The organism is Micromonospora sp. WMMD754 (assembly GCF_049315235.1).
Lineage (GTDB): Bacteria > Actinomycetota > Actinomycetes > Mycobacteriales > Micromonosporaceae > Micromonospora > Micromonospora sediminicola.
On record NZ_CP186058.1, the window covers coordinates 2,152,624 to 2,165,136 of the forward strand.

The window sequence follows — 12,513 nt, forward strand, 5'->3', positions numbered from 1 at the left end:
CGGCAGCGGAGGTGAGCGGGCATGTCGGAGGAGTACGTCGGCGCGGGTGACCCGGCCTACGAGGCCAAGGTTCTGATGATTTCGGTGGCCGCGCGGATGGCGGGCATGCACCCCCAGACACTGCGCCAGTACGACCGGTTGGGGCTGGTCCAGCCGGGCCGGGCGGCCGGTGGCGGTCGCCGCTACAGCGTCCGGGACGTGGTGCTGCTGCGCGAGGTGCAGCGGCTCAGCCAGGACGACGGGATCAACCTGGCCGGGGTCAAGCGGATCATCGGGCTGGAGCGCCTGCTGGAGGAGGCGCAACGGAGGGTGGCCCGGCTGGAGGCGGAGTTGGACGCCGCGTACCGGCGGATCGCCGAACTGGAGTCGCTCGGTGGCTTTCCCCGTGGCGACCTGGTGCCCACCAACCGCACCTCGACCGCGCTCGTCGTCTGGCGACCCCGCCGCACCCCCGACCGCTGACCGCACGAGGGCCGGCGCCGCCCCCGCCCGGGGCGCGCGCCGGCCTTCGCCGTTCCCGCGCCGACCTCCGGCGGGGTTGGGGAAAGCGCGGTGCGACAGGGGCGCGGTCCACTACGCTTCTCAGCAGGGCAAAAGCCCCTAAATCGCACTCCGGGCTGGCGGGGGGAGCCATGGCGGAACCGGCGAAGAAGGTGGCGGAGCGGGCGGAGGAACGGCTGGAGAAGGTGGCCGAGAACGTCCGGGAGCGATTCGACCGGGTCACCGAGGGTCGTTTCAGCGACAAGGTCAAGGAAGGGCGCTTCGCCGACCAGACGGACCACGGCGTGGACCGGGCGAGGGACGACGAGCGGCGCAGGAAGCAGGGCGGGTCGACCTGACGATCCGTCGACGTGCGGGCCGGGACCCACGGGGGGTCCCGGCCCGTTCGCCGTCAGAGGCGGCGGTTCTCCCGGACCAGGCCGCCCTCGCACCAGTCGCGGTAGACGAAGAGATCCGGGCGGGCGAGCAGGACCCGGCTGTTGTGCGCCCAGTTGCGCATCAGGTCGTCGCCGGCCCGCTCGGCCTGCTCCACCAGCTTCCGGACGCGGCGCTTCGGGTGGGCCCGGAAGTTCGTCCGGATGCCGTCGGCGGCGTAGATGTAGAGGCAGTGCAGCGCGAACCGGCGGGCCGGGCAGGAGCGGTCCATGGCCAGGTCGAACAGGGTCTGCACCAGGTGGTCACCGGCGACCAGGAGGTCCCAGTCCGGCGGCATCGAACTCAGCGGCACCGAGTCGGGCTGGTAGGCCCAGGCCCGCAGCTCGGCGGGCGAGGGGTCGACCGGGTTGGCGAAGCCGTGAAACGTCTCTTCCTGCACGCTCACCGGCCGACCTTCCGCTTGCGCTGGCGGGGGCACCGGCCACCCGCGGACCCTGGCTGCTGGGGCGACACGTTAACGCGGTTGGGCGGAGCAGTGGTAGACCTTCCCGGAATCAATTTGACAACCGTTGGCCGGGCCGGATCCGCCGTGCGGCCGATCCGACCCGGCCGAGGTCAGTCGCCCACCCTTACCGGAGCGGGCGGCCGGCTGGCGGCGGCGCGGCGGCGCAGCCACTGCTTGAACCAGGGCATGTCCGGCAGTCGGGCGAGCAGCGGCCCGGTCACCACCGTGATCAGCACGTACGCCGTGGCGAGCGCGGCCAGCTTGGGCTCCACCGGGTAGACGGCGGCGACGGCCAGCCCGGCGATGACGATGGAGAACTCGCCGCGCGGGGTGAGCGCCAGCCCGGCCCGCCAGCGACCGGGCTCGGCGATCCCGGCCCGCCGGGCGGCCAGGTAGCCGGTGGCCACCTTCGTCGCCATGGTGACCACGGCCAGCAGCAGCGCGGGCAGCAGCACCGGCGGCATGTCCAGCGGGTTGGTGACCAGCCCGAAGAACACGAAGAAGACCGCGGCGAAGAGGTCCCGCAGCGGCGAGAGCAGCTCGGTGGCGTGGTGGGCCACCGGGCCGGACAACGCGATGCCGACCAGGAACGCGCCGACCGCGGCGGAGACCTGGAGCTTGGCCGCGATGCCGGCGACCAGCAGGGTCAGGCCGAGCACCCCGAGCAGCAGGGCCTCCGGATCCTTGGCGGAGAGCGCGGCGGAGATCAGGTGCCCGTACCGGATCGCCACGGCCAGCACGACGACCACGGTGAACACCGCGACGGCGAGCGCGATGCCGCCCTTCACCAGGCCGACCCCGGCGAGCAGCGCGGTGACCAGCGGCAGGTAGAGGGCCATGGCCAGGTCCTCGATCACCAGGACGGAGAGGATCACCGGAGTCTCCCGGTTACCGACCCGGCCCAGGTCGCCGAGCACCTTGGCGATGACCCCGGAGGACGACACCCAGGTGACGCCGGCGAGCACCACGGCGGCGACCCAACCCCAGCCCAGCAGCAGCGCGAAGGCGAAACCGGGCAGCGCGTTGAACACCGCGTCGATGAGCCCGGCCGGCGCGGCCGAGCGGAGGTTGCCCACCAGCTCGTTCGCGCTGTATTCCAGGCCGAGCATGACCAGCAGCAGGATCACGCCGATCTCGGCGCCGACGGCGAAGAACTCCTCGCTGGCGTTGAGCGGCAGCAGCCCGCCGTGCCCGAAGGCGAGGCCGGCGAGCAGGTAGAGCGGGATGGGTGAGACGCCGACGCGACGGCTGAGCCGGCCGAGCAGGCCGAGCAGGAGCAGCAGCGCGCCGACCTCGACGAGCAGGATTTGGGTTTCGTGCATACGCGTCAGCCGTCCGGGTCGGTCTCGGCGAGGATCGCGGTGACGCCGTCGAGACCCTGACGGGTTCCGACCACGACGATCACGTCGCCGGCTTCGAACCGGAAGGTGGGGTCGGGCGAGACGTTCACCTCGCCCTGACGCAGCACCGCCACGATGGAGGCGCTGGTCCGGGTGCGTGCCTTGGTGTCGCCCAGCCGCCGGTTGACGTACTTCGAGCCGGCCGGCATCACGATCTGCTCGGTCAGCAGCCCGGCGGCCTGCTCGCGCAGCCCGGAGAGCTGGCCCAGCATCAGCGACGCGCCGAGGATGTCGGCCAACGCCTCGGCCTCGTCGTCGGTCAGCGGTATGTCGTGCTGGCAGGAGTCGGGATCGTCCGGGTCGTAGAGGACCAGGTCGCGGCGGCCATTGCGGTGGGAGACCACGCCGAGCCGGCGGCCGGATTCCGTCATGAGGTCATGACGTACGCCGATTCCGGGTAAGGCGGTCTGTTCGACACGTACTCGCACGCAGGCGAGGCTACCCCTGCCGGGGCATGTGCTGGTTGGCTGGCCGCGTCGGCCGGCTCGCCTACTTGGACTCGGCGACGAACACGCCGACGCCTTCGAGCGTCTCGGTGAGGCCGGTCGCTCGAAGGATCATCATCGCCTTACCGACCACCGTGTCGGAGACGCCGTACTCCTTGCACAGTTGAGCGCGACTCGGCAGCTTGTGGCCGGGCGGCCACTCTCCCGAATCGATCTTGCTCTTCAGTTCGTCTGCGAGCATCTGGTACTGCTGCTTGGGCATACACACTCCCCGGGTGGCACGCCCATTCGATCACGTCTCCGCCTCCGACCTCAAGCAATCGTGGGTCGATCGTTGACCTACAACTGGTACCAATTGTAGGTTGCTCGTGAACGCTCCCGGGTGGCACTTGGAGCGCTTCCCCCGGGTCGGGACGGGCGTCCCCGAGGCTCGTCCCGACCCCCGCCCAGCGAGAAGGGACAAGCGTCGTGCGCAACCTCTTGCGAATCCGGCCCCGGCGGCGGGACGTCGGCCCGTCCAACGTCGCGCCGCCCGGCGCCTACCGCTCCACGTCGTACCTCCCGCTGCGACCCTGGCAGGTGCGGGGCCGCAGCTTCCGGACGCGCCGCCGAGGGCTGGACCCGGCCGAGGTCGCCGCGTTCCTCGACCGCGTCGCCGGGGATCTCGCCGCCGCGTACGCCGAGGTGGCCCGCAGTCGGGACGAGACGGCCCGGATCAAGGGCGCGTTGCGGGAGTGGCAGTCCCGGCAGGCGCCCACGATGCGCGACCTGGTCGGTCGGCCGTGACGGGGCGGTACGTGATCCATTTGCCGGTGCGGGCGGCGGACCTGGCGCGGGCGAAGATCCTCGGGCGCACCGCCGGCCGGGCGCTGGGGTTCCTCGCGGTGGTCGAGTTGGGCGGGATCACCGTCTCGGCCGAGGACGACCAGTGCGTACGCCACTGGGTGTTCTGCGACCGCAAGCTCGACGGCGGCCGGCGCTGTGTGTTGCGCGCCGACCATGTGACGCCCTGCACCGCGCGTCTGCCCGGCCGCCGCAGTCCCTGACGACCGGGTGCATCCGCACATCGGGTCCGCTCAGCGGAGCCCGGCGAAGAACTGCCGAATGTCGCCGACCAGCACGTCGGTGGCCTGGTGTGCGGCGTAGTGCCCGCCGACGTCCCCGCCCCGCTCGGGTCCCGCGTTGAAGGCGTGCCAGCTGACGATGCCGGCGTGGTCCCGGTCGGCGAACCGGCGGATCGACTGGAAGTCCCCGGGGAACATCGCCACCGCGGTCGGCGCCGTCGTCGGCCCGGTCGGCTGCTCGCCGGCGTGCGCGTCCTCCCAGTAGAAGCGCATCGACGAAGCGGCGGTGCCGGTGAACCAGTAGACCGCGATGTTGGCCAGGACGAAGTCCGGGTCGAGGTTCTCGTCGAGGAGCTGCCCGTTCCAGGCGAGCAGGCCGACCGGCGAGTCGGCCAGCGCGAACGCCAGCGTCTGCGGCTGCTGGCTGTGCACCTGGTTGAAGGAGAACTTGTTCTCGTAGAACCACTGGAGGTGGCGCAGCGCCGCCTGGTCGGCGTCGGAGAGCCCGTCGAACTCGGCCGGGTCGCCGGACGGGAACGAGAAGAGCTGGGTGACGTGCACGCCGAGCACGTGGTCCGGGTCGAGGCGGCCGAGTTCGGGCGAGATCATCGAGCCGGCGTCGTTGCCGACCGCGCCGTACCTGTCGTAGCCGAGGCGGGCCATCAGCTCGGCCCAGGCCCGGGCGGTGCGGTAGCGGTTCCAGCCGGCGCTGCGGGTCGGGCCGGAGAAGCCGAATCCGGGCAGCGACGGGATCACCAGGTGGAACGCGGGCGCGGCCGGGTCGGCCGGCTCGGTCAGTGGGGCGATCACGTCCAGGTACTCGACCACGGAACCGGGCCAGCCGTGGGTGAGCACCAGCGGGGTGGCGTCCGGCCGGGACGACCGGACGTGCAGGAAGTGGATCTCCTCGCCGTCGATCTCGGTGACGAACTGCGGGTGCGCGTTCAGTCGGGCCTCGACCGCCCGCCAGTCGAACGTCTCCAGCCAGTAGGTCGCCAGCTCGCGGACCCGCGCGGTCGGCATGCCGTACGCCGTGCCGGCGTCGGGCAGCTCGCCCGGCCAGATGGTGCGCCGCAGCCGGTCGGTGAGGTCGTCCAGGGCGGTCTGCGGGATCTCGACGCGGTAGGGACGGAGAGCGGTGGCCGACATGACTTCTCCCTCGGAACGGAATGTTTCGTTCCGCTCTAAGGTAGCAGAGCGGAACGATCCGTTCCACTGTTATCGTCGACCCATGTCGAACCCGACTGACGACCTCCCGCTGGCCGGTCGGCGCGCGCAGGCGGCCCGCAACGACGCCGCGATCCTGGCGGCGGCACGCAGCGTCTTCCTGGACGACCCGAAGGCGCCGATCGCCGCCGTCGCCGAGCGGGCCGGCGTCGGCATCAGTGCCCTCTACCGCCGGTACGCCGGCAAGGAGGACCTGCTGCGCACGCTCTGCCACGACGGTTTGCTCCGGTTCGTCGCGGCGGCCGAGGAGGCCGCCGCCGAGCCGGACGACTGGGCCGCGTTCGCCGGCTTCCTGGAGCGCGTCGTCGACGCCGACGTGCACTCCCTCACCGTGCACCTCGCCGGCACCTTCACGCCCACCGAGGAGATGGGCCGGGCCGCGGTGCGCGCGAACGAGCTGGTCGACGGGCTGGTCGGGCGGGCGCGGGACGCCGGGCGGCTCCGACCGGACGTGGTGACGCAGGACGTCGGGCTGCTGCTGGAGGGGTGCGCCGCGATTCGCGTACCCGATCTCGACCGGACCCGGCAGCTGCGCCGCCGGCACCTCGCGGTGCTGCTGGCCGGCCTGGCCGTGCCCGGGCCGCCGCTGCCCGGGCCGCCGCCGGCGGCGGGGGAGTTCGACTGGCGGTGGCGATCGAAGTAGTGACTCGGGTCACACCGTCGGAGTTGAGCGGAATAGACTCAAGTCTGGTTGTGTCGTTCCCAGTGGACACGCCGATCCGGGGGAGCCCATGAACACGGAACGCCTCACCACCAAGAGCCGCGAGAGCATCACCGGTGCCGTCGCGCTGGCGAACCAGCGCGGCCACGCCACCGTGGAGCCCTGGCACCTGCTGCTGTCACTGCTGGACACCGACGGTTCGACCGCGGCGGGCCTGCTGCGCGCCGTCGGGGCCGACCCCGCCGAGCTGCGCCGGGTCGCCCAGCGTTCGGTCGACGCGCTGCCGGCCGCACGCGGGTCCAGCATCGCCGAGCCCACGCTGGCCCGCGAGTTCGTCAACGCCATCGGCGCCGCCGAGCAGATCGCGCGGCCGCTGGGCGACGAATACACCTCCACCGAGCACCTGCTGGCCGGGCTGGCCCGGGTCGGCGGCGCGGTCTCGGTGGCCCTGAAGAACGCCGGCGCCACCGAGGAGAACCTGGTCGCCGCGTTCCCCACCGTCCGGGGCGGGGACCGCCGGGTCACCACCGCCGACCCGGAGCAGACCTACCAGGCCCTGGCGAAGTACGGCGTCGACCTCACCGCCAGCGCCCGCGACGGCAAGATCGACCCGGTGATCGGCCGGGACTCGGAGATCCGCCGGGTGATCCAGGTGCTGTCCCGCCGCACCAAGAACAACCCGGTGCTGATCGGTGAGCCGGGTGTCGGCAAGACCGCGATCGTGGAGGGCCTGGCCCAGCGGATCGTGGCCGGCGACGTGCCGGAGTCGCTGCGGGACAAGAAGCTGGTCTCGCTCGACCTCGGCGCGATGGTGGCCGGCGCGTCCTACCGCGGGCAGTTCGAGGAGCGGCTGAAGTCCGTGCTGGAGGAGATCAAGAACTCCGACGGCCAGGTCATCACGTTCCTCGACGAGCTGCACACCGTGGTCGGCGCCGGCAAGGGCGAGGGCTCGATGGACGCCGGCAACATGCTCAAGCCGATGCTGGCCCGGGGCGAGCTGCGGATGGTCGGCGCGACCACGCTGGACGAATACCGCGAGCACATCGAGAAGGACCCGGCGCTGGAGCGCCGCTTCCAGCCGGTGCTGGTCGGTGAGCCGACCATCGAGGACACCATCGGCATCCTGCGCGGGCTCAAGGAGCGCTACGAGGTGCACCACGGCGTACGCATCACCGACGCCGCGCTGGTCGCCGCCGCGTCCCTGTCCGACCGCTACATCACCGACCGGTTCCTGCCGGACAAGGCGATCGACCTGGTCGACGAGTCCGCGTCCCGGCTGCGGATGGAGATCGACTCGCGCCCGGTCGAGGTGGACGAGATCGAGCGGGCGGTACGCCGGCTGGAGATCGAGGAGATGGCGCTGGCCAAGGAGCCGGACGCCGCCTCCGCGGAGCGGCTGGAGCGGCTGCGCAAGGAGCTGGCCGACAAGCGCGAGCAGCTCACCGCCCTCTCCGAGCGGTGGCAGACCGAGAAGAGCCACATCACCAAGCTCTCCACCGCCAAGGAGGAGTTGGAGCGCCTCGGCGGCGAGGCCGAGCGGGCCGAGCGCGACGGCGAGCTGGAACGCGCCGCCGAGCTGCGGTACGGCCGGATCCCCGCGCTGCGTGCCGAGCTGAAGCAGGCCGAGGAGGAACTGGCCCGGCTCCAGGCCGACGGCGCGATGCTCAAGGAGGAGGTCGGCGCGGACGACATCGCCGCCGTGGTCGCCTCCTGGACCGGCATCCCCGCCGGCCGGCTGCTCGAGGGCGAGACGGCCAAGCTGCTGCGGATGGAGGAGTCGCTGCGGGGCCGCGTGGTGGGCCAGGCCGAGGCGGTGGGCGCGGTCTCCGACGCGGTCCGCCGCGCCCGGGCCGGCGTCGCCGACCCGGACCGTCCGACCGGCAGCTTCCTCTTCCTCGGCCCGACCGGTGTCGGCAAGACCGAGCTGGCCAAGGCGCTCGCCGAGTTCCTCTTCGACGACGAGCGGGCCATGGTCCGCATCGACATGAGCGAGTACGGCGAGAAGCACTCCGTGGCCCGCCTGGTCGGCGCCCCGCCCGGCTACGTCGGCTACGAGGAGGGCGGCCAGCTCACCGAGGCGGTGCGCCGCCGGCCGTACTCGGTGATCCTGCTGGACGAGGTGGAGAAGGCCCACCCGGACGTCTTCGACGTGCTGCTCCAGGTGCTCGACGACGGTCGGCTCACCGACGGTCAGGGCCGCACCGTGGACTTCCGCAACGCCATCCTCATCCTCACCTCGAACCTGGGTTCCTCGGTCATCAGCGACCTGACGCTGAGCGAGGAGGAGCGTCGGGAGGGCGTGCTCGCGGTGGTCCGGTCGCACTTCAAGCCGGAGTTCCTCAACCGCCTCGACGACATCGTCGTGTTCGCCGCGCTCCAGGGCGGGGACCTGCGGGCGATCGTGGACATCCAGCTCGACCGGATGCGCCGCCGACTGGCCGACCGCCGACTGGGCCTGGAGATCACCGACGCGGCCCGCACCTGGCTGGCCGAGCACGGGTACGACCCGATCTACGGCGCCCGCCCGCTGCGCCGGCTGGTGCAGTCGGCGATCGGCGACCAGCTCGCCAAGGCGCTGCTGGCCGGCGAGATCCGCGACGGCGACACGGTCCGCGTCGACCTGTCCGACACCAAGGAGTCCCTGGCGGTCACCGCCGCCTGACCCGTAGCACCCCGCGAAGGCCCGGCCGTCCAGGCCGGGCCTTCGCCATCCGGTGGGACGGACAGCGCCGCGGGCGTCGGCCGAATATCCTGCCCGGAACGTCAATCGACAGTTAGGAGCCGCAGATGCGCCTCGGCCTGCTGACGGTCCCCGCTTCGCCGCGAGAGCACACCGCTCGCTGACGCTTCGCCGCCGGGTCCCGGCGGCGTGGTGCTCCTCGCCGCGAAGCGGTCCCTCATGACCGTTTCCCTTCCTGGCTCGAGGAGCTCTTCTTGCGTGCCCTTGTTTCCGCGCGTCTCGGCGCGGACTTCACCAGACTGTGGACCGCCTCCGCGGTCTCCACCATCGGTGACGGTGTCACCATGGCCGCCGGCCCACTGCTGGTGGCCTCGGTCAGCGACGACCCGGCCCTGATCGCCGGTGCCGTCTTCGCCCAACAACTGCCCTGGCTGCTGTTCGCCCTGGTCAGCGGCGCCTACGTCGACCGGCTCGACCGTCGGCGGCTGGTCGTGGTCGTCAACCTGCTGCGCGCCGCGGCACTGGCCGGTCTGACGCTCAGCGTCGCCACCGACTCGGTGACCGTGGCCGTCGTCTACGCGGTGCTGTTCCTGCTCGGCGCAGGTGAGACCGTCGCGGACACCGCGATGGGCGCCCTGCTTCCGGCGGTGGTAGCACCGGAGAGACTGCCCGCCGCCAACGCCCGGCTGTACGCGACGTTCACCGTCGGCAATCAGTTCGTCGCCAAGCCGCTGGGCGCGTGGCTGTTCGTCGTCTCCGCCGCCGTACCGTTCGGGGTCGACGCGTTGACCTTCGTGGTGGCGGCGGCTCTGGTCGCCGGTATCCGACCGGCCCCCGTACCCGTGCCGGAGGAGCCTCGTCCGCGCGGCTCGCTGCGCGGCGAGATCGGCCAGGGCGTGCGCTGGCTGTGGCGGCGCCGCCTGGTACGGACGCTCGCGGTGAGCATGGGCCTGGGCAACGTCGCGTTCGGCGCGGCGTTCGCCGTGTTCGTGCTCTACTGCCGCCAGCGACTGGGCCTGTCCGACGTCGGATACGGCTTCCTGCTGACCTCGTTCGCCGTCGGTGGCCTGTTCGGCACGACGGTGGCGACCAGACTCACCCGGACCTTCGGTGCCGGGGCGGTGCTGCGTGGCGGCCTGGTCGTCGAGGTCGTCACCCACGTGACCCTGGCGGTCACGACGACGTCCTGGATCGCCGCCGCGGTCCTGATCATCTTCAGCGTCCACGCCATGGTCTGGGGCATCACCGCCGCGTCGGTCCGGCAGCGAATCGTGCCGGCCCACCTTCGCGGGCGGGTCGGCAGCGTGTACGCGCTGCTCGATCTGGGCGGGGCCGCGCTCGGTGCGCTCCTCGGCGGTCTGCTGGCCGGGACCTGGCAGATCACCACACCGTTCTGGGTCGCCGCGGGGGCGATGGCGGCGATCGCCGTACTCGCCTGGCGCCCGCTGGGCGAGGCGACCCGGCTGACCTGACCGAACCGTTCCACCACTCCTTGATCGATGGGGCGCCCTGCGTGCCGCTGGTGCTGCGCGTCGTGGGCGTTAACAAGGGTCCCTTCCTCTACCGGAGGCGTTAACAGGGGTCCCTTCCTTACCTGCGAGGGGTGAGGGGTGGGCGGGGTGGGCACATAGTGGGGCATGAGCGGGAAGTGGGAGCGGGAACTCGAGGGCGCGGACACCCTGGCCTTCGGCGGGGTCGGGTTCGCGGGGCAGGTCCTGCCCGCGACCGAGGCGTACCGGCAGGCGGAGCAGGCGCTGCGCGAACACCCGGAGGCGGCCCGGAAGAAGATCGACCGGCTGCTCCGGAAGGGCTCGCCCGCCGGAAGGGCCTACGCGGCGACGTTGCTGGAGGCGGTCGACCCGGCGGCCGGGCGGGCGGCCTGGGAACGGCTGCGCGACGACGACGGGGAGTTCACCACGTTCAGCGGATGCGTGATGGGTCGCGCGACGCTGCGTGAGTACGCCGCCGAGCGGCTGACCGGCGGCCGAGAGTAGCTGACCGCACACTCAACGAACGGCACTTCGGCGGGGGTGCGCGGGGTTGTTACCGTCTCCGCCGATGCATGTTGGGGGGAGGCGCTCGTGAACGGTTCGGTGGCGTACCTGGTGACGACGCTGGGGTGCCTGGTCGGGGTGGCCGGCGTGGTGATCGCCGTGATCGCGCTGCGCCGGTCCCGCTCGGCGGCCCGCCCGCAGGCGGCGACGCCCGGGGACCCGTTCCGGGACCGGGACACGGACGCGCTGCGGGGTGACCCCCGCGCGCTCAAGCCCGGCGACATCATCGAGATCCGGCAGGTCCCCTACACCGTGCGCGGCTCGGTGCACCTGGTCGAGGGCGGCTGGAGCTGGGCGGAGCACCTGCTCGACGACGCGGGCGGGGTGAAGCGCTGGCTCTCCGTCGAGGCGGAGCCGGATCTGGAGATGGTGCTCTGGACCAGCGAGCCGGGCGCCACGGTGACGCCGGGCGCCCCGACGCTGGAGATCGCCGGCCGTCGCTACAACTGGGACGAGTCGGGCCAGGCGCGCTACACCGCGACCGAGGGCACCGGCCTGGACCCGCGCGGCACCATGCGCTACCACGACTACCAGGCACCCGGCGGGGCCCGGCTGTCGTTCGAGGCGTACGGAGAGGCCGGCTGGGAGGTGAACCTCGGCGAGGAACTGCGCCGGGCCGAGGTGATGATCTACCCGCAGGGCGGCCCGGACCAGGTGAAGTAGGCGTGCTCGTCGCCCTGCACACCCCGTACGTCGACAGCCGCGCCGCCGACCTCAGCCTGACGCTCGGCGGCCCGGAGCTGCCGGCGCTGGCCGTGCGCGACCTCGACCTGCCGGGCGGCGCGCGGCTGCGGCTGCGTCTGCTCGGCGCCTCCCACCAGGTGGTGCTGGGCGGGCTGACCGAGACGGTCGCCTGCCTGCCCGGCCGCCCGCCGCACCTGCCGGACACGCTGCACGACGAGACCGTCGGCTACCGGTTCACCGCCACGGTGCTCCGCCCGGTCGGCGACGGCCTCCGCACCCGGGTCGCGGCGCTCCGCGCCGAGCTGGCCGACGACCCGTACGCGCTGGTCGGCGTCTTTCCCGGCGACGAGGACGCGGTCACCGCGCTCGCCGTCCGCCCCGATCCGCCCGGCGGCACGCTGGCCTGGCGCACGTGGCACGCCTACCCCCAGACCAACGAGCTGGTCCTGACCGAGACGGTGGTGGAAGAGCTGTGACGTACCGACGGTGGTTCGTGGTCGGGGTGGCGGTCGCCGTCGTCGGCGCCCTCATCGCCGCCTTCACGATCTTCTACGGCAACTTCTCGCCCCGCGGCTACGTGGAGGACCACTTCTCCCGCGCGTCGGGCCGGGACATCGGCGCCCAGGCGGTCGCCTACACGTCGAAGCAGTCGCCCAGCCAGGTGTCGAAGGAGATCACCGACGCCTGGCAGCCGGCCGACCAGTACGTCGACGGCAGCGGCGTCTACCTGCGCTACGACGACGACTCGGTGGTGATCCTCCCGCTCGCCGTCGGCTCGGTGATCCTGCTGGAGAAGATGTCCACCGCCTACCCCCGGTACCACCGCGTCGTCGGCAACAGCTGGGGCTGGGGCCGGGGCAGCACCGTCCGGGGCGGCGGCCCCGGCGCCGGCAAGTAGCCCGTCCGACCCCCTCAC

16 protein-coding genes are annotated in these 12,513 nt (G+C 72.3%); 11 read left to right on the forward strand and 5 right to left on the reverse strand.

All coding sequences use genetic code 11. The features are described from left to right. Positions 1–21: 21 nt before the first annotated feature. Together ACN27B_RS10375 and ACN27B_RS10380 are read left to right on the forward strand one after the other, a co-directional pair. Positions 22–462 carry a heat shock protein transcriptional repressor HspR gene (locus tag ACN27B_RS10375; protein ID WP_091565919.1) on the forward strand — a complete coding sequence of 147 codons (441 nt, stop codon included), beginning with the start codon at positions 22–24 and terminating at the stop codon, positions 460–462. A gap of 170 nt (positions 463–632) precedes the next feature. Beyond that, positions 633–839 carry a hypothetical protein gene (locus tag ACN27B_RS10380; RefSeq protein WP_091565916.1) on the forward strand — a complete coding sequence of 69 codons (207 nt, stop codon included), beginning with the start codon at positions 633–635 and terminating at the stop codon, positions 837–839. A gap of 53 nt (positions 840–892) precedes the next feature. Here ACN27B_RS10380 and ACN27B_RS10385 read toward each other — a convergent pair whose 3' ends face one another. The 4 genes from ACN27B_RS10385 to ACN27B_RS10400 all read right to left on the reverse strand — a co-directional run bounded on the left by ACN27B_RS10385 (position 893) and on the right by ACN27B_RS10400 (position 3,489). Further along, positions 893–1,321 carry a hypothetical protein gene (locus ACN27B_RS10385; RefSeq protein ID WP_422744666.1) on the reverse strand — a complete coding sequence of 143 codons (429 nt, stop codon included), beginning with the start codon at positions 1,319–1,321 and terminating at the stop codon, positions 893–895. Positions 1,322–1,491: 170 nt separating this feature from the next. After that, on the reverse strand, positions 1,492–2,703 hold the full coding sequence (locus tag ACN27B_RS10390) for a cation:proton antiporter (protein WP_098744167.1): 1,212 nt from the start codon (positions 2,701–2,703) through the stop codon (positions 1,492–1,494). Positions 2,704–2,708: 5 nt separating this feature from the next. Continuing rightward, entirely contained in the window at positions 2,709–3,209 is a 501-nt protein-coding gene (locus tag ACN27B_RS10395) for a cation:proton antiporter regulatory subunit (protein ID WP_091565906.1), read from the reverse strand. Between the two features lie 61 nt (positions 3,210–3,270). Next, positions 3,271–3,489, reverse strand: a complete 219-nt coding sequence (locus ACN27B_RS10400) for a winged helix-turn-helix domain-containing protein (RefSeq protein WP_099163102.1) — start codon at positions 3,487–3,489, stop codon at positions 3,271–3,273. 206 nt (positions 3,490–3,695) lie between these two features. On the opposite strand from ACN27B_RS10400, the gene ACN27B_RS10405 reads away from it, so the two are divergent. Beyond that, a complete protein-coding gene (locus ACN27B_RS10405; protein ID WP_422744669.1) occupies positions 3,696–4,013 on the forward strand; it encodes a DivIVA domain-containing protein in 318 nt (105 codons plus the stop codon). Beyond that, a complete protein-coding gene (locus ACN27B_RS10410) occupies positions 4,010–4,273 on the forward strand; it encodes a hypothetical protein (RefSeq protein ID WP_099163100.1) in 264 nt (87 codons plus the stop codon). Before ACN27B_RS10405 ends, ACN27B_RS10410 begins: the two co-directional genes overlap by 4 nt. Positions 4,274–4,303: 30 nt before the next feature. On the opposite strand, the gene ACN27B_RS10415 is transcribed toward ACN27B_RS10410, so the two are convergent. Continuing rightward, complete coding sequence (locus ACN27B_RS10415; protein ID WP_422744673.1) at positions 4,304–5,440, reverse strand: epoxide hydrolase family protein; 1,137 nt, start codon at positions 5,438–5,440, stop codon at positions 4,304–4,306. An 82-nt stretch (positions 5,441–5,522) separates the two neighbouring features. Here ACN27B_RS10415 and ACN27B_RS10420 point away from each other — a divergent pair, with 82 nt between their 5' ends. The 7 genes from ACN27B_RS10420 to ACN27B_RS10450 all read left to right on the forward strand — a co-directional run bounded on the left by ACN27B_RS10420 (position 5,523) and on the right by ACN27B_RS10450 (position 12,495). Continuing rightward, complete coding sequence (locus ACN27B_RS10420; protein WP_099163098.1) at positions 5,523–6,161, forward strand: TetR/AcrR family transcriptional regulator; 639 nt, start codon at positions 5,523–5,525, stop codon at positions 6,159–6,161. 88 nt (positions 6,162–6,249) lie between these two features. Further along, on the forward strand, positions 6,250–8,841 hold the full coding sequence (clpB, locus tag ACN27B_RS10425; RefSeq protein WP_099163097.1) for an ATP-dependent chaperone ClpB: 2,592 nt from the start codon (positions 6,250–6,252) through the stop codon (positions 8,839–8,841). A gap of 272 nt (positions 8,842–9,113) precedes the next feature. Beyond that, complete coding sequence (locus ACN27B_RS10430) at positions 9,114–10,331, forward strand: MFS transporter (RefSeq protein ID WP_422744676.1); 1,218 nt, start codon at positions 9,114–9,116, stop codon at positions 10,329–10,331. A 165-nt stretch (positions 10,332–10,496) separates the two neighbouring features. After that, positions 10,497–10,853: a hypothetical protein gene (locus ACN27B_RS10435; RefSeq protein ID WP_422744678.1), complete on the forward strand. Its 357-nt coding sequence runs from the start codon at positions 10,497–10,499 to the stop codon at positions 10,851–10,853. 87 nt (positions 10,854–10,940) lie between these two features. Beyond that, the gene (locus ACN27B_RS10440) at positions 10,941–11,576 is read left to right on the forward strand and encodes a DUF4178 domain-containing protein (protein ID WP_098744163.1); all 636 of its coding nucleotides are present in this window, start codon (positions 10,941–10,943) and stop codon (positions 11,574–11,576) included. A gap of 2 nt (positions 11,577–11,578) precedes the next feature. Next, positions 11,579–12,073: a DUF2617 family protein gene (locus tag ACN27B_RS10445; RefSeq protein WP_099163093.1), complete on the forward strand. Its 495-nt coding sequence runs from the start codon at positions 11,579–11,581 to the stop codon at positions 12,071–12,073. Next, a complete protein-coding gene (locus tag ACN27B_RS10450; RefSeq protein ID WP_091565875.1) occupies positions 12,070–12,495 on the forward strand; it encodes a DUF4247 domain-containing protein in 426 nt (141 codons plus the stop codon). Before ACN27B_RS10445 ends, ACN27B_RS10450 begins: the two co-directional genes overlap by 4 nt. Positions 12,496–12,513: the final 18 nt, after the last annotated feature.